The sequence below is a fragment of the Streptomyces echinoruber genome, assembly GCF_014651135.1.
GTDB lineage: Bacteria > Actinomycetota > Actinomycetes > Streptomycetales > Streptomycetaceae > Streptomyces > Streptomyces echinoruber.
This window is the reverse complement of record NZ_BMWH01000024.1, coordinates 73,143-88,671: the sequence shown is the minus strand read 5'-3', so window position 1 is coordinate 88,671 and position 15,529 is coordinate 73,143. Positions and strand designations below refer to the sequence as shown.

Here is a 15,529-nt window from a genome sequence, read left to right as displayed (position 1 = left end):
TGCCGGGGTGTCAGCCCGGGGCGCCCGACGAGAAGCGGCGCAGCAACGGGGAGAGGACCAGGACGGACTTGGTGCGCTCCACGAACGGCTCCCCGGCGATGCGTTCCAGGACGCGTTCGAAGTGGCGCATGTCGGAGGCGAAGACCTGGGCGATCGCGTCCGCGTCGCCGGTGACGGTCGACGCGGCCACGACCTCCTGGTAGCGCTCCAGGCCCCGCTGGATGGTCTCCGGCGAGGTGTTGCGCCGGCAGTAGATCTCGATGAAGCCCTCGGTCTCCCAGCCGAGCGCCGCCGGGTCCACACGGACGGTGAACCCGGTGATGGCGCCGGTGGCGCGCAGCCGGTCCACGCGCCGCTTCACGGCGGGCGCGGACAGGCCGACCAGCTGCCCGATGTCCGCGTAGGAGCGGCGGGCGTCCTCGGCGAGGGCGTGCACGATGCGTTCGTCGAGATCGTTCAGCACGGGGAGCGGTTCACTTCTCCGGTTCGGTCACTTCTCTGCCGTCGCCGCGAGGTCCACACCGGATGCGAGACGGGAACGGCGGTAGCCGTATACGAAGTAGAACACGAGCCCGGCGGCCATCCAGCCCCCGAACACGACCCAGGTGACGGCGGACAGGCTGCCCATCATCCACACGCAGAACAGGAAGCCCAGCGCGGGCAGCACCGGCGACAGCGGGACGCGGAAGGTGCGGTCCATGTGCGGGCGGGTCCGGCGCAGCACCACCACGGCCACGTTGACCAGCGCGAAGGCGAACAGCGTACCGATGCTGGTGGCGTCCGCGAGCTGGCCCAGCGGGATGGCGGCGGCGAGGACGCCGCAGAACAGGGAGACGATCACCGTGTTGGCGCGCGGGGTGCCGCTGCGGGGGTGGACCTTCGCGAACACCTTGGGCACGAGGCCGTCGCGGGACATGGCGAACAGGATGCGGGTCTGGCCGTAGAGCACGGTCAGGACGACGCTGGCGATGGCGACGACGGCGCAGGCGGCCAGCAGGGTGCCCCAGAAGCTCTGCCCGGTGACGTCCGCCATGATCCGGGCGAGCGTGGCCTCGGAGTCGTTGAACGTCCGCCACGGCCTGGCGCCGACGGCGACGGCCGCGACCAGCACGTACAGGGCGGTCACGATCACCAGGGAGAGCATGATGGCGCGGGGCAGGTCGCGCTGGGCGTCCCTGGCCTCCTCACCGGCGGTGGAGGCGGCGTCGAAACCGATGTAGGAGAAGAACAGCGTGGCGCCGGCCGCGCTGACCCCGCTCATGCCGAGCGGCATGAAGTGCGCGTAGTTGCCGGACTTGAAGCCCGTGAAGCCGATGGCGCAGAACAGCACCAGCGCGGCGATCTTCACGCACACCATGGCGGTGTTGGCCCGCGCGGACTCCTTGGCGCCGCCCAGCAGGAACACCATCGCCAGCAGGACGACGACCAGGGCGGGCAGGTTGAAGATCCCGCCGTCGCCGGGCGGGGCGGAGAGGGCGTCGGGGAGGGTGACGCCGATCGTCCCGTCGAGGAATTCGTTGAGGTACTCGCCCCAGCCGACGGCCACGGCGGCCACCGACACGCCGTACTCCAGCACCAGGCACCAGCCGCAGACCCAGGCGATCAGCTCGCCCATCGTTGCGTATGCGTACGAGTAGGAGGAGCCGGAGACCGGGATGGTGCCGGCCAGCTCGGCGTAGGACAGGGCCGAGAAGAGCGCGGTGAGCCCGGCGATGACGAAGGAGAGGGTGACGGCCGGCCCGGCCTTGGGGACGGCCTCGCCGAGGACGACGAAGATGCCGGTGCCGAGCGTGGCACCGATACTGATCATGGTGAGCTGCCACAGCCCCAGGGAGCGCCGGAGCGTTCCTCCCTCGCCCTGGCCGCCCTCCGCGACCAGGCGTTCCACGGGCTTGCGGCGCATCAGCCGGGCAACGGGGCCCGAGGCGGCCGAAGGGGCCCGGCCGGTGTTGTGTGGGGGTGCGCCCTGGTCGAGCACGTGCGACTCCTTCGTCACTGCCGGTCACGGGCGACGGGGACCGGCGGTGTCCCGTCCCGCAGGGACCACTCACCGAGCGGGGTCCCCGCCGCGCCACGTACAGCGCAGACCCTATGGGGCACGGGTTCACGGGCGTAATGCAGCAACCTTGCGCACCCGCGCAAGATCATTGCGTCTCTCGCGGGAGGGCGGGGGTTCGTTGCACGGAGGCTGCCGACCGTTGCACGGAAACCGCCGGCCGTCGTACGGAAACCGCCGGCCGTCGCGCGGGGCGGCCGGCCGTCGCGCCGCCGGTGACGACCACGGCCCCCGGTGTCCCGCACCGGGGGCCGTGCGCGGAAACGGCGGGGCGCGTCAGGTCCAACTGGCGTGCAGCGGCTTGCCCTCGGCGTAACCGGCCGCGCTCTGGATGCCGACGACGGCCCTCTCGGCGAACTCCTCCAGGGTGGCGGCACCGGCGTAGGTGCAGGAGGAGCGGACACCGGCGACGATCGAGTCGATCACATCCTCGACGCCGGGACGGGCCGGGTCGAGGTACATGCGGGAGGTGGAGATGCCCTCCTCGAACAGCGCCTTGCGGGCGCGGTCGTACGCCGACTCCTCGGCGGTGCGGTTGCGCACGGCCCGCGCGGAGGCCATGCCGAACGACTCCTTGTAGAGGCGGCCGTCGGCGTCCTGCTGCAGGTCGCCCGGCGACTCGTAGGTCCCGGCGAACCAGGATCCGATCATCACGTTGGACGCCCCGGCCGCGAGCGCCATGGCCACGTCGCGCGGGTGACGCACACCGCCGTCGGCCCACACGTGCTTGCCGTACTTCCGCGCCTCCGCGGCGCACTCCAGGACGGCGGAGAACTGCGGCCGCCCGACGCCGGTCATCATGCGCGTGGTGCACATGGCACCCGGCCCGACACCGACCTTGACGATGTCCGCGCCGGCCTCGATCAGGTCGCGCACGCCCGCGGCGGCGACGACGTTGCCGGCGACGACGGGCACCCGCGGGTTCAGGCCGCGCACCAGCTTCAGCGCGCCGATCATCGACTCCTGGTGACCGTGCGCGGTGTCGATGACGAGGGTGTCCACGCCCGCGTCGAGGAGCTGCCCGGCCTTGCCCGCGACGTCCCCGTTGATGCCGACGGCGGCGGCGACGCGCAGCCGGCCCCGCGCGTCGGTGGCCGGGGTGTAGAGCGTGGCGCGCAGGGCGCCCTTGCGGGTGAGGATGCCGGCGAGGCGGCCGTCGGCATCGACGGCGGGCGCGTAGCGGCGGTTGGCGGCGTCGAGCCGGTTGAACGCCTCGCGCGGGTCGATGTCCGCGTCCAGCAGGAGCAGGTCCTTGGACATGACCTTTTCGAGCTGGGTGAAGCGGTCCACGCCGGTCAGGTCGGTGTCGGTGACGACACCGACCGGCCGGTGGCCGTCGTCGACGACGACGCCGGCGTTGTGGGCGCGCTTGGGCAGCAGGGCCAGCGCGTCGGCGACGGTCTGGTGGGGGCCCAGCACGATCGGCGTGTCCAGGACGAGGTGGCGGCTCTTGACCCAGGACACGACGTCGGTGACGACGTCGATCGGGATGTCCTGCGGGATGACGACGAGCCCGCCGCGCCGGGCCACGGTCTCGGCCATGCGGCGGCCGGCGATCGCGGTCATGTTGGCGACGACGATCGGGATGGTGGTGCCCGTGCCGTCCTGGGTCCTGAGGTCCACGTCCTGCCGGGAGCCGACCGCGGAGCGGCTGGGGACCATGAAGACGTCGTCGTACGTCAGGTCGTACGGGGGCTGGATGTCGTTGAGGAAACGCACGTGCTGCACATTCCAGTCGGTCGGAGGCGGCCCCCGGACAGGTCAGCCGGGGGAAAGAGCACGTACTTCATTGTCCCATGACGACCGGAACGCCCGGCCCGGGCGGATCGTCCAGCCCGGCCGGGTCCGGACTTGGAGGAACCGCCGAGGGCGGCGGGGCGCCGGGCGGCCGGCGCGGCGCCGTGCCCGGCCCCGCCGGGTCGGCCCCGCCGGGCCGGCACCGCCGGGCCGGCACCGCCGGGTCAGTGCCGCCGGGCCGGCACCTCCGGACCGGGCCGGAGCCGCCGCGGGCGGCCCGGTCACCGGTCGGCTCCCCCGAGCGCGAGCACCACCGTCAGCCCCGGTGTCCGGTCCACCGCCTCTGCGAAGACCTCCCGCGCGATCCGCCACTCCTCGGGGCGGGTCCGGGCGTACGGCCCCCAGCCGCTCACGAGGAGGAACATCCCCCTGTCCCGGGCGCCGGCGGGCCAGACGGCGGGGTCGGCGAGGCAGTCGGCGAGGGCGTCCCAGTTGCGGCCGAACCAGTCGGGCAGGCCGAGCGCCCCGGCGCAGCGGTCCATCAGGCCCGCCTTGTCGGTCACGCCGAGCAGGTCCAGCGTGACCGGGTGCCGGCCCGCGAGGTCACCGGTCGTCATCTGGGCACCGTCCGGAGGGAGTTGTGGTGGTCGTCGTACGGTACGCCGCGCCGCCGCGCCCGGTCGGCGAGGCGCCGGATCCGCCGGGCCCCGGCGGGAAGCCGGGACTCCCGGACGGCGGGCGGGCCCGCGGCCCGGGGGTCCCGGTAGCGGGGTCCCGGTAGCGGGGATCTGCGGGTCGGGGCGTCTGCGGGCCGGACGGCGAGGCGGCGGAACGGCCCCGCCCGGCGGGCCGGGCGGGGGATGGAGCGCGGCGGCGCGCCGGGCATGCGGCCGACACCGCCGCGGCGCACCCCGCCCGCCTGCCCTCCCCCGCCCGTCTCCGTCCGTCCCGTCCGTCCCGCCCGCCGTCACGGCGCGTCGTCCGGGTCCTCCCGGTTGAGGGCGGGCCGCGGGGTCGGCCCGGCCGTCATGAGATAGTCCGCGGCGGAGGTGTCCGTGACCAGGCTGGTGACCAGCCCGGACCGCAGCACCGCGTCGATCGCGGCGGCCTTGCGCTGCCCGCCCGCTATCGCGACGACCTCGGGGATGCGGCGCAACTGGTCCGCCTTGACGGTGATGCACCGCTCCTGCAGGTCCCGGCCGACCCGGCGGCCCCGGGCGTCGAAGAGGTGCGCGGACATCTCGGCGGCGACGCCGAGGGAGGCGTAGTGGGCGCGCTCCTCCTCGCTGAGCATGTCGTGCACCGTCGAGATGCCCGGCTCCCAGGAGCCGATGGAGACGCAGGCGACGGTGACCTTGTCGAAGTACTCGAAGGCCCGGGCGATGCCGGTCTGGTGGCGCAGCGCGGCCGCGGTGGCCGCGTCCGGCAGCAGCATCGGCGCGTAGATGGGGTGGGCGTCGCCGCCCGACACCTGGGCCGCGCGCCGCACCGCCTCGACCGAGCCGCGTTCGGCGGTGCCGGCGTCGTACACGCCCGTCAACTGCACCACCGTGCACGGCGGCAGCCGGTCCAGGGCCGCGGCCATGTGGATGGTGGAGCGTCCCCACGCCAGTCCCAGCACGTCCCCCTCGTTGACCAGCTCGCCGAGCAGGTCGGCGGCCACCTCGCCGAGGTTCTCGGGGTCGGGTGTCTCCTCGGCGTCGGCCGGGGACTCCACCACGACGGCATGCCTGAGGCCGTACCGGGCGCGCAGCGCGTCGGAGCGCTCGGCGTCCAGTTCGGCCGGTACGCGGATCTCGATGCGTACGAGATCCCGTTCGAGGGCGGTCTCCAGGACCCGGGCCACCTTGAACCGGCTGACGCCGAACTCCTCCGCGATCTGGATCTTGGACTTGCCCTCGAGGTAGAAGCGGCGGGCCATGGCCGCCGCCTGCACCAGCTCAGCGGGTCCCATCCGCATGGCTGACCGGCCCGCCGACATACCCGACACGGCGCTCTCCTCACTGCTGTTCACACTCTGGATTCGCCGTTCATCCTTGCAGATCCGGCGCGGTGGATCCGCCTCGATGGGCGGCGTTCATGTTCCTGTGGCCGAGTGGTGGCCGTGTGGTCGCACGACCCGGACGTCCCGGCCGCGGTGGCCCGGGGCCTCAGTGGCCGCAGGCCCACGACGCCCTGCCCGTGGCCGCCTCCGCCCGGGCGCGCAGCGAGCGGACCGCCTCGGCCGGGTCGTTGGCCCCGTAGACCGCGGAGCCGGCGACGAAGACGTCCGCGCCGGCCTCCGCGCACCGCTCGATGGTGGCGTCCGCAACCCCGCCGTCGACCTGCAGCCAGAGCTCCAGGCCGTGCTTGGCGATGAGCTCCCGGGTGCGGCGGATCTTCGGCAGCATGATGTCGAGGAACGCCTGGCCGCCGAAGCCGGGCTCCACGGTCATGATCAGCACCATGTCCAGCTCGGGCAGCAGGTCCTCGTACGGCTCGATGGGCGTGGCGGGCTTCAGCGCCATGGCGGCGCGGGCGCCCTTGGCCCGGATTTCCCGCGCCAGCCGCACCGGCGCGCCGGCCGCCTCGACGTGGAAGGTGACGGAACCGGCGCCCGCCTCGACGTACTGCGGGGCCCACCGGTCCGGGTCCTCGATCATCAGGTGGCAGTCCAGCGGGGTGTCCGTCGCGCGGGCGAGGGACTCCACGACCGGCACGCCGAGCGTGAGGTTGGGAACGAAGTGGTTGTCCATGACGTCGACGTGGAGCCAGTCGGCCCCCTCCACCGCCTTCGCCTCCTCGGCGAGGCGGGCGAAGTCCGCGGACAGGATGCTGGGGTTGATCTGCACGGCCATGTCTCAAGCGTGCCATGCCCGGGCCCGCTCGTTGCCGCCGGTCCCCGCCCTCCGGGCCCACTCGTTGCCGCCGGTCCCCGCCCTCGGGACGACGGCGTGCGGCACCCGCCCCGCGGCGCGTGTTCCCCGGCTCGCGTCCCCGGCGCGCGTCCTTTGAAGCGGCAGGGTAAGCGGCAGGGTTCGCACTGCTGCGCGGCGGCCCGGCCCGTGGCGGCCGGTGCCGGCCGCCACGCTCTTCCCGGACGCCGACCGGCGGGTGTGGTGGCCGCACCGGCCGGCGCGCCGGGAACGGGCCCCGGCCCCCGCGGAGGTCATCCGGTCCGGCGGATGAGCGCCAGGTACATGGCGTCCGTGCCGTGCAGGTGCGGCCACAGCTGCACGTCGGGCCCGTCGCCGAGGTCGGGAACGCCCGGCAGCAGCGGGCGGGCGTCGACCAGGTCCGCCTCCGGGTGCTGCTTGAGCACGTCGGTGACGACGGCCCGGGTCTCCGCCAGGTGCGGCGAGCAGGTGGCGTAGCCGACGATCCCGCCGACCCGGACCGACTCCAGCGCGGTGCGCAGCAGCGCGCGCTGCAGCGGCGCGAACGTGTCGAGGTCCTCCGGGCGGCGCCGCCAGCGCGCCTCCGGGCGGCGCCGCAGCGCGCCGAGCCCGGTGCACGGCACGTCCACCAGCACCCGGTCGAAGCTGCCGGGCCGCCACGCCGGCCGGGTCCCGTCGGCGGTGACGACCTGGTACGGGCCGGGGTTGCCCGCCAGCGCCCGCGCCACCAGCCCGGCCCGGTGCGGCTGCTTCTCGGCGGCGAGCAGGGTCGCCCCGCGCCCGGCGGCGAGCGCGGCGAGCAGCGCGGCCTTGCCGCCGGGCCCGGCGCACCCGTCGAGCCACAGCTCGTCCCGGCCCTGAAGCGGCGCGCCGGCGAGGGCCAGCGCGACGAGCTGGCTGCCCTCGTCCTGCACCCCGGCCCGGCCCTCCCGTACGGCGGCCACGGCGCCCGGCTCGCCGCCCTCGGCGAGCCGCACCGCGTACGGCGACCAGCGGCCGGGGACGGCGGACGGCTCGGCCAGCAGCTCCTCGGTGGTCGACCGGCCCGGTCGCGCCACCAGCGTCACCTCGGGCCGCTCGTTGTCGGCGCGCAGCAGTTCCTCGATGCCGGCGCGGCCGCCGCCGAGCGAGTCCCACAGCGCCGACACCACCCACCGCGGGTGCGAGTGGACGACGGCGAGGTGCTCCTCGGGGTCCTCGTCGTACGGAGGCGCGATCCGCTCGATCCACTCGTCGAGGTCGTGCCGGGCGACCTTGCGCAGCACGGCGTTGACGAACTTCGCCCGGCCGTCGCCCAGCACCGCCCGGGCCAGTTCCACGGTGGTGGACACGGCCGCGTGCGGCGGGATGCGGGTGCCGAGCAGCTGGTGCGCGCCCAGGCTGAGCACGTCCAGCACCGGCGGGTCCACCTCGCGCAGCGGCCGGTCGACGCAGGCGGCGAGGATCGCGTCGTAGGTGCCCTGCCGGCGCAGCGTGCCGTACACCAGCTCGGTGGCCAGGGCCGCGTCCCGGGCCTCGAAGCCGCCGCGCTCGCGCGCCTTGCGCAGCAGCGGGGGCAGGACGAGGTTGGCGTAGGCGTCCCGTTCGTCGACGGCCCGCAGCGCCTCGAAGGCGAGGACGCGCACGGGGTCCTTCTGCGGGCGGCGGTGGGGCTTGGCGGGCCTGCGGGGCCGACGGGGCTGCTCGCTCACGAAAAAGGTGCTCCGGATGTCTGCGTGCGGGACGCGTCCAGCCTACGTCGGCGCCGTTTCGCTACGACCCGAGGGACTCGCCCTCGGCGATGCGCGCGCCGCGCGCCCAGTCCGCGGCCCGCATCGGCTTCTTGCCCTGGGCCTGCACCCACAGCAGCTCCACGGCGTGCGAGCCGGTGCCGGCGTAGACGTTGTTCTTGGTGACGTGGAGCGCGCCGGGGGCGAGGTCGGTGCGCTCGGGCAGCAGGGCGACCTGGACGAGCTTCAGCCGCTCGCCGCGGAACGTCGTCCAGGCGCCGGGCGCCGGGGTGCAGCCGCGCACCACGCGGTCGATCCGCAGCGCGGGCGCCGACCAGTCGACGCGGGCGTCCTCGACGGTGACCTTCGGCGCGGTGCTGACGCCGTCGGCGGGCTGCGGCACGGCCTTCAGGGTGCCGTCCTCGATGCCGTCCATGGTCGCCACGAGCAGGCCGGCGCCGGCCAGGGCCAGCCGGGTGAGCAGGTCGCCGCTGGTGTCGGTGGGGCGGATCGCCTCGGTGACCGTGCCGTAGACCGGGCCGGAGTCCAGCCCCTCCTCGATCTGGAAGGTGGTGGCGCCGGTGATCTCGTCCCCGGCCATGATGGCGTGCTGCACGGGTGCGGCGCCGCGCCAGGCGGGCAGCAGCGAGAAGTGCAGGTTGACCCAGCCGTGCCGGGGGATGTCCAGGGCGACGCGGGGCAGCAGGGCGCCGTAGGCGACGACCGGGCAGCAGTCCGGGCCGATCTCCCTGAGCCGCTCCAGGAATTCCGCGTCGCGCGGCCTCGCCGGCTTCAGCACCTCGATCCCGGCCTCCTGCGCGCGTTCGGCCACGGGCGAGGCGACCAGCCGGCGCCCCCGGCCGGCCGGGGCGTCGGGCCGCGTGACGACGGCGGCGACCTCGTGCCGCCCGGAGGCGATCAGGGCGTCCAGCGCGGGAAGGGCGACCTCGGGGGTACCGGCGAAGACGAGCTTCATGGGTGGGCACGGGCCTCTCGGGCGGGGGTCGTTGCGGGCGGCCCACCAGTTTATGGGGCGGGCCGGCGGGGCGCGCCGCCGGCCACCGCGCGCACCACACCCGGGGGCGTACGCATATGCCCTTACGCCCCCACTGCGTGACTCGTGGCGGAAAAGGACGTTGGTCAAGAGAGAGTTGACCGCTACGGGCCGCTGATGCGGCCCGATTCCTTTCAACGCCGGTTCGAGAGGCTTGTTCATGGCCGACCACGCAACCCACGACGCCCAGGCTCGGGCCAGCCTGCACCTGCTGGTGCGGGACATCGAGCGGGTCCGCCGGCAGGTGGACGCCCTGCGTACGCTCACCGCCCAGCTGGGCAACGTCTACCGCCCGCGCCGCTCCGGCCCCTCCACGGGCTTCGTCGTCTACGGACGCGCCCCCGCCCCGACGGTCCGTCTCGCGCAGGAACTGCGGGACAGCGTCGAGGCCCTGGTCACGGCCGCCGTGGACTTCGACCGTTCGCTCGGCTTCTCGTGGGACGCGGTGGGGTCCGCCCTCGGCGTCACCAAGCAGGCGGTGCACCGCCGCTACGGCTCCCGCCGCGCCGCCGCGGCGCAGGCGGCCGCCGCCGAGGCCGAGCAGCGGGCGGCGGAACCCTCGGGGACCCGCACGGTCAACGTCGGCACCGGCATCCCGGCCGTGCCGACCGTGCCGGCCGTGCCCGCGGCCCGCTCCATGCCGACCCAGCCGACGGCGGGCAGCCCGTCCCTGCGGGACGATCCCCGCCCGACGGCCTTCCCGGGCCCGCGCAACGGCTGAGCGGTCCCGCGGTACGGCGCCGCCCCTCCCGGGGCTGCGGGAGGGGTGGCCGGCGCGCGGAGGGGCCCGGGGCGGCGCGCGGTGTCCGGGGGCGCGGCGACGGCCGCGGGAGGAGCCGGCCCCGGCCGCGGGCGGGCAGCCGGTCGCGTCCGCGGCCGTCGCCTTCCGCTCCGCCCCGACGTCCCCGTCCCCTTCCCATCCAACGCCCCGGCGCCCGGCGCCCCGGCCCACAACCGGCCTCCCGGCACAGCCGATCCCCGGCCCGCAACCCGGCCTCCCGGCACAGCCGATCCCCGGCCCGCACCCCGGCGCCCCGGCCCGCAACCCGGCGTCCCGGCGCGGCCGAGCCCCGCCCGGCGCCTCGACGCCCCGGCCCTCACCCGATGTCCGGCGGATCGATCCGCACCCGGACCGCCTCCCCGCCCCTCACCGTCCGTGCCGCCTGGGCGGCCTTGAGGGCGGCGGCGAGGGCGGCCCCGCGCCCGGGCGGGACACGGACCAACGCCCGCTCCCAGCGCTCGCCGGGAGGCGGCGCCCCGGTGCGGCGGGGCCGTCCGGCCGGGGTGACCGGCAGCGGCACGGGCCCGAGCACCTCGGCCTCGGGCGGCAGCCCGGCGGAGCGGAGGAACTCGGCGACGGCTTCCGGGGCGCCCGCCACGGACGCCATCCGGGACACCGGGGGAAAGCCCAGCTCGGCCCGCTCGGCGAGCTCCCGCACCGCGTGTCCGACGGGGTCCCAGCGCACCAGCGCCTGCACGGGCCGCAGGGTCGGCTCGGCGACGACGACCACGGTCCCGCCGGCCGTCTGGGGCCGCACGAGCGCGGCGGCCGCGATCCACCGCCGCAGCGCGTCCTCCCCCGCCCGCAGGTCGGGGCGCCCGAGCATGGCCCAGCCGTCGAGGAGCAGGGCGGCGGCGTACCCGCCCTCGGCGACCGGTTCCGCGCCGGGCGTGCTGACGACGAGGGCCGGGGTGCCGGGCACGGTGTCCAGCACATGCTCGCGTCCGGAGGTGCGCACCGGCACGGCGGGGAAGGCGCGCCCCAGCTCCTCGGCGGTGCGCCGGGCGCCGACGACCTGGGCGCGCAGCCGGAAGGCACCGCACTCGGGGCAGTGCCACGCCTCCTCCTCACGACCGCACCAGCCGCAGCGCAGCGTGCCGTCGGCACCCTCGCGCGCCTCCAGGGGGCCCGCGCAGTGCCGGCACCGCGCGGGGGCCCGGCACTGCGCGCAGGCCAGCCGCGGCACGTATCCGCGCCGGGGCACCTGCACCAGCACGGGCCCGTGCCGCAGCCCCTCCCTGGCCACCTGCCAGGCGAGACTGGGCAGCCGCGCGGCCCGGGCGGCCTCGTCCCGCGCGAGCTCCTGGTCCCCCACGGTCCGCACCAGCGGCGCGGCCGCGCGCACCTGCTCCCGCCCCGCGGCAAGGGGCCGGGCCCAGCCGCTCTCCACGAGCTGGGCGGCCTCCACGGTGCAGCTCCACCCGCCCAGCAGGAAGCCGCACCTGTCCTGGGCGGCGCGCAGCAGCAGGACCTCGCGTGCGTGCGGCTGCGGCGCGTGCGGCTCGCTGTGGCTGTCGTCGCCGTCGTCCCAGATCGCGACCAGCCCGAGGTCCGACACGGGCGCGAACATCGCGGCCCGGGTGCCCACCACGGCCCGCACGGAGCCGCGCCGCACGGCGAGCCACTGCCGGTAGCGCTTCTCCGGGCCGGCGTCGGCGGTGAGCAGCACGTGCCGCCCCTCGCCGAGCAGCGCGGTGAGGGCCGTGTCGACCCGCGCGGCGGTCCGCCCGTCGGGGACGACGACGAGGGCGCCGCGTCCGGAGGCCAGCGTGGCGGCGACGGCCCGCGCCAGCTCCTCGCTCCACCGCGGCCCCGGCAGGGCGTGCCACACGGCGCGCGGCGCGCCGCCCGAGGCCAGCGCCTCCAGGAACGCCGGCCCGTGCTCGTACCGCGCCCAGGAGCCGGGCCCGGGCGCGGCGGGCGGCGGCAGCGGCGGCGGTGAGGGCTGCCGCTCGGCGCGCGCGTTGCGCGGCGGTACGGCGAGCTGGAGCACGTCGGCGAGGCTGCCGGCGTACCGGTCGGCGACGGCCCGCGCCAGGCCCAGCAGCTCGGGGCCCAGCACCGGCTCCGGCGACACGACCTGGGCGAGCGCGGCCAGCGGCCCGGCGTAGTCGGACTCGGCGCGCCGCTCGACGATGAACCCGTCGATCAGTCCGCCGCCCTCGCGCCGCCCTTCCCGCACCCGGTGCCGTCCGGCCCCGAACCGCACCCGCACCCGCACCCCGGGCTGCGCGTCCGCGTCGAGCTCGGCGGGCACGGCGTAGTCGAAGTACCGGTCGAGGTGCAGCACGCCCTTGTCGACGAGCACCCGCGCCACGGGCAGGTGCTCCGCCAGCGCGGCCCCCCGCCAGGTGCGCGGCTTGGCCCGCGGCTCCTTCGCCCTGCGCACGCTCTCCCGGATGAGCGCGAGCTGCTCCGGCGGCGCGCCCTTGGCGCCCCTGCCGCCTGCCCCGTTCTCGCCGCTCACGTCTGCATTCTTACCAAACGCCACCGACACCGCCGCGAGCGTTGCCCGGTGGCGCCCCCGGCTCGTGCCGGTGCCGGATGCGGCAGGGCCCGGTTCCCGTCCGGGGAACCGGGCCCCACCCGGGCGTCGTACGGGCTACAGCCCGGCGGCCGCGCGCAGTTCCTCCACGCGGTCGGTGCGCTCCCAGGTGAAGTCGGGCAGCTCGCGGCCGAAGTGGCCGTAGGCGGCGGTCTGGGCGTAGATCGGGCGCAGCAGGTCCAGATCGCGGATGATGGCGGCCGGGCGCAGGTCGAAGACCTCGTCGATGGCCTTCTCGATCCTGTCGATGTCGACCTTCTCGGTGCCGAAGGTCTCCACGAACAGCCCCACCGGCTCGGCCTTGCCGATGGCGTAGGCGACCTGCACCTCGCAGCGGCTCGCCAGGCCCGCGGCGACCACGTTCTTGGCCACCCAGCGCATCGCGTAGGCCGCGGAGCGGTCCACCTTGGAGGGGTCCTTGCCGGAGAAGGCGCCGCCGCCGTGGCGGGCCATGCCGCCATAGGTGTCGATGATGATCTTCCGGCCGGTCAGGCCCGCGTCGCCCATCGGGCCGCCGATCTCGAACCGGCCGGTGGGGTTGACCAGCAGCCGGTAGCTGTCGGTGTCGAGCTTGATGTCCTCGTCCAGCAGCGCCTTGAGCTCCGGCTCGACGACGAACTCGCGGATGTCGGGCGCCAGCAGCGACTCCAGGTCGATGTCGGACGCATGCTGGGAGGAGACCACCACGGTGTCCAGGCGCACGGCCTTGTCGCCGTCGTACTCGATGGTGACCTGCGTCTTGCCGTCCGGGCGCAGGTAGGGGATGGTGCCGTTCTTGCGCACGTCCGACAGCCGCTTGGCCAGCCGGTGCGCCAGGAAGATCGGCAGCGGCATCAGGGTGGGCGTCTCGTCGGTGGCGTAGCCGAACATCAGGCCCTGGTCGCCGGCGCCCTGCCGGTCCAGCTCGTCGTCGTCGCCCTCGACGCGGGCCTCGTAGGCCGCGTCCACGCCCTGCGCGATGTCCGGGGACTGCGCGCCGATGGACACCGAGACACCGCAGGAGGCGCCGTCGAAGCCCTTCTTGGAGGAGTCGTAACCGATCTCGAGGATCTTGCTGCGGACCAGGGTGGCGATGTCCGCGTAGGCCTTGGTGGTGACCTCGCCGGCCACGTGGACCAGGCCGGTGGTGATCAGGGTCTCCACCGCGACCCGGGAGGCCGGGTCCTCGCGCAGCAGCGCGTCGAGAATCGTGTCGCTGATCTGGTCAGCGATCTTGTCGGGGTGACCTTCGGTCACGGACTCCGAGGTGAAAAGGCGACGGGACACAACGCTCCCTGGGGTTGCAGCGGCTGCTGGCTGATCCTGGTCGGACGGTACGGGGCTGTGCCCGGCGGCGTCCGGGGACAGTCTATCGGTCGCGCCCAGACCACGAGCTCCCTGTCTCGTCCCTCGGGAACGCTGTGACCTGCGGCACGGGCATTCTGCCCAAGGCACCGTCGCCTTGGCCAGAGCGGCCGTGCGCCGAACCAGCGGGGCTCGAGCCGGTCTCGAACCGGGCTCGAGCCAGGCGTGAGCCGCCGGCGAGGGCCACGCGGGCTCACGTGAGGCGAGCGGCCACCAGGTCCCACACGACGTCGGCCAGGGCCTCCTTGGGGCCGTGCGGGACCGGTGTCTCGCTGCCGTCGGCGCCCAGCACAACCGCCTCGTTGTCCTCGGCACCGAAGGTGCGGCTCTCCCCCACCTCGTTCACCACCAGCAGGTCGCAGCCCTTGCGGCGCAGCTTCGCCCGCCCGTGGGCGAGCACGTCGTCGGTCTCGGCGGCGAAGCCGACAACCACCTGTCCGGGCCGCACCCGTTCGGCGGACAGCTCGGCGAGGACGTCCGGATTGCGCACCAGCACGATGGGGTCGGGGTCCCGGTCGTCCTGCTTCTTGATCTTGCCGGTGGCGTACGTCGCGGGGCGGAAGTCCGCGACCGCGGCGGCCATGACGACGGCGTCGGCGTCGGCGGCCGCCTTCAGCACCGCCTCGCGCAGCTGCAGCGCGGTGCCGACGCGGACGACGTCGACGCCCGCCGGGTCGGGCAGGGCGGTGTTGGCGGCGACGAGGGTGACCCGGGCGCCGCGGGCGGCGGCGGTGCGAGCGAGGGCGTAGCCCTGCTTGCCGGAGGAGCGGTTGCCGAGGAAGCGGACCGGGTCGAGGGGCTCGCGGGTGCCGCCGGCGCTGACCACGACGTGCCGGCCGGCCAGGTCCGGAGCGGTGACGCCCCGGGCCAGGACACCGCGGCAGACCTCGAAGATCTCGGCGGGGTCGGGCAGCCGGCCCTTGCCGGTGTCGGCCCCGGTGAGGCGGCCGACAGCCGGTTCGATCACGACGGCGCCGCGGCGACGCAGCGTCGCCACGTTCTCCTGGGTGGCCGGGTGCTCCCACATCTCCGTGTGCATGGCCGGAGCGAACACGACCGGGCAGCGGGCGGTGAGCAGGGTGTTGGTCAGCAGGTCGTCGGCGAGTCCGTGGGCGGCCTTGGCGAGCATGTCGGCGGTGGCGGGGGCGACGACGACCAGGTCGGCGTGCTGGCCGATGCGGACGTGCGGCACCTCGTGGACGTCGTCCCAGACCTCGGTGGCCACGGGGTTGCCGGACAGGGCCGACCAGGTGGCGGCGCCGACGAAGTGCAGCGCGGAGGCGGTGGGGACGACGCGGACGTCGTGGCCCGACTCCGTCAGCCGCCGCAGCAGCTCGCACGCCTTGTACGCGGCGATGCCGCCGCTGACTCCCAGTACGACCTTGGGCTTGTCGGCCTTGGGCTTGTCCATCGTCGCTCCCCGGACC

12 protein-coding genes are annotated in these 15,529 nt (G+C 75.3%); 1 reads left to right on the top strand and 11 read right to left on the bottom strand.

Going from position 1 to position 15,529, the window contains the following annotated elements:
• Nucleotides 1-10: 10 nt before the first annotated feature.
• The 8 genes from IE225_RS24595 to fmt form a co-directional block, all read right to left on the bottom strand.
• Nucleotides 11-463, bottom strand: coding sequence for an Lrp/AsnC family transcriptional regulator (locus IE225_RS24595; protein ID WP_190059775.1), 453 nt, complete (start codon nt 461-463; stop codon nt 11-13).
• 27 nt (nt 464-490) lie between these two features.
• Nucleotides 491-1,978, bottom strand: coding sequence for an amino acid permease (locus IE225_RS24590; protein WP_190059774.1), 1,488 nt, complete (start codon nt 1,976-1,978; stop codon nt 491-493).
• Between the two features lie 354 nt (nt 1,979-2,332).
• The gene (locus tag IE225_RS24585) at nt 2,333-3,775 is read right to left on the bottom strand and encodes a GuaB1 family IMP dehydrogenase-related protein (RefSeq protein WP_190059815.1); all 1,443 of its coding nucleotides are present in this window, start codon (nt 3,773-3,775) and stop codon (nt 2,333-2,335) included.
• Nucleotides 3,776-4,074: 299 nt separating this feature from the next.
• Complete coding sequence (locus IE225_RS24580) at nt 4,075-4,410, bottom strand: barstar family protein (protein ID WP_190059773.1); 336 nt, start codon at nt 4,408-4,410, stop codon at nt 4,075-4,077.
• Nucleotides 4,411-4,760: 350 nt separating this feature from the next.
• Nucleotides 4,761-5,807 (bottom strand): sugar-binding transcriptional regulator, encoded by a 1,047-nt coding sequence (locus tag IE225_RS24575; protein ID WP_190059772.1) that lies wholly within the window; start codon nt 5,805-5,807, stop codon nt 4,761-4,763.
• A 136-nt stretch (nt 5,808-5,943) separates the two neighbouring features.
• Nucleotides 5,944-6,630: a ribulose-phosphate 3-epimerase gene (rpe, locus tag IE225_RS24570; RefSeq protein ID WP_190059771.1), complete on the bottom strand. Its 687-nt coding sequence runs from the start codon at nt 6,628-6,630 to the stop codon at nt 5,944-5,946.
• A gap of 311 nt (nt 6,631-6,941) precedes the next feature.
• Nucleotides 6,942-8,360, bottom strand: a complete 1,419-nt coding sequence (locus IE225_RS24565; RefSeq protein WP_190059770.1) for an RsmB/NOP family class I SAM-dependent RNA methyltransferase — start codon at nt 8,358-8,360, stop codon at nt 6,942-6,944.
• A 61-nt stretch (nt 8,361-8,421) separates the two neighbouring features.
• Nucleotides 8,422-9,354, bottom strand: a complete 933-nt coding sequence (gene fmt / locus IE225_RS24560) for a methionyl-tRNA formyltransferase (RefSeq protein WP_190059769.1) — start codon at nt 9,352-9,354, stop codon at nt 8,422-8,424.
• Nucleotides 9,355-9,592: 238 nt separating this feature from the next.
• Between fmt and IE225_RS24555 the strand changes: the two genes are divergently transcribed.
• A complete protein-coding gene (locus IE225_RS24555) occupies nt 9,593-10,153 on the top strand; it encodes a hypothetical protein (RefSeq protein WP_190059768.1) in 561 nt (186 codons plus the stop codon).
• A 376-nt stretch (nt 10,154-10,529) separates the two neighbouring features.
• Here IE225_RS24555 and IE225_RS24550 read toward each other — a convergent pair whose 3' ends face one another.
• From IE225_RS24550 to coaBC, 3 genes are all read right to left on the bottom strand, one after another.
• Complete coding sequence (locus IE225_RS24550) at nt 10,530-12,680, bottom strand: primosomal protein N' (RefSeq protein ID WP_190059767.1); 2,151 nt, start codon at nt 12,678-12,680, stop codon at nt 10,530-10,532.
• A 135-nt stretch (nt 12,681-12,815) separates the two neighbouring features.
• On the bottom strand, nt 12,816-14,024 hold the full coding sequence (gene metK / locus IE225_RS24545) for a methionine adenosyltransferase (RefSeq protein WP_190059766.1): 1,209 nt from the start codon (nt 14,022-14,024) through the stop codon (nt 12,816-12,818).
• Between the two features lie 271 nt (nt 14,025-14,295).
• Nucleotides 14,296-15,513 carry a bifunctional phosphopantothenoylcysteine decarboxylase/phosphopantothenate--cysteine ligase CoaBC gene (gene coaBC, locus IE225_RS24540; protein ID WP_190059765.1) on the bottom strand — a complete coding sequence of 406 codons (1,218 nt, stop codon included), beginning with the start codon at nt 15,511-15,513 and terminating at the stop codon, nt 14,296-14,298.
• Between the last annotated feature and the right edge of the window lie 16 nt (nt 15,514-15,529).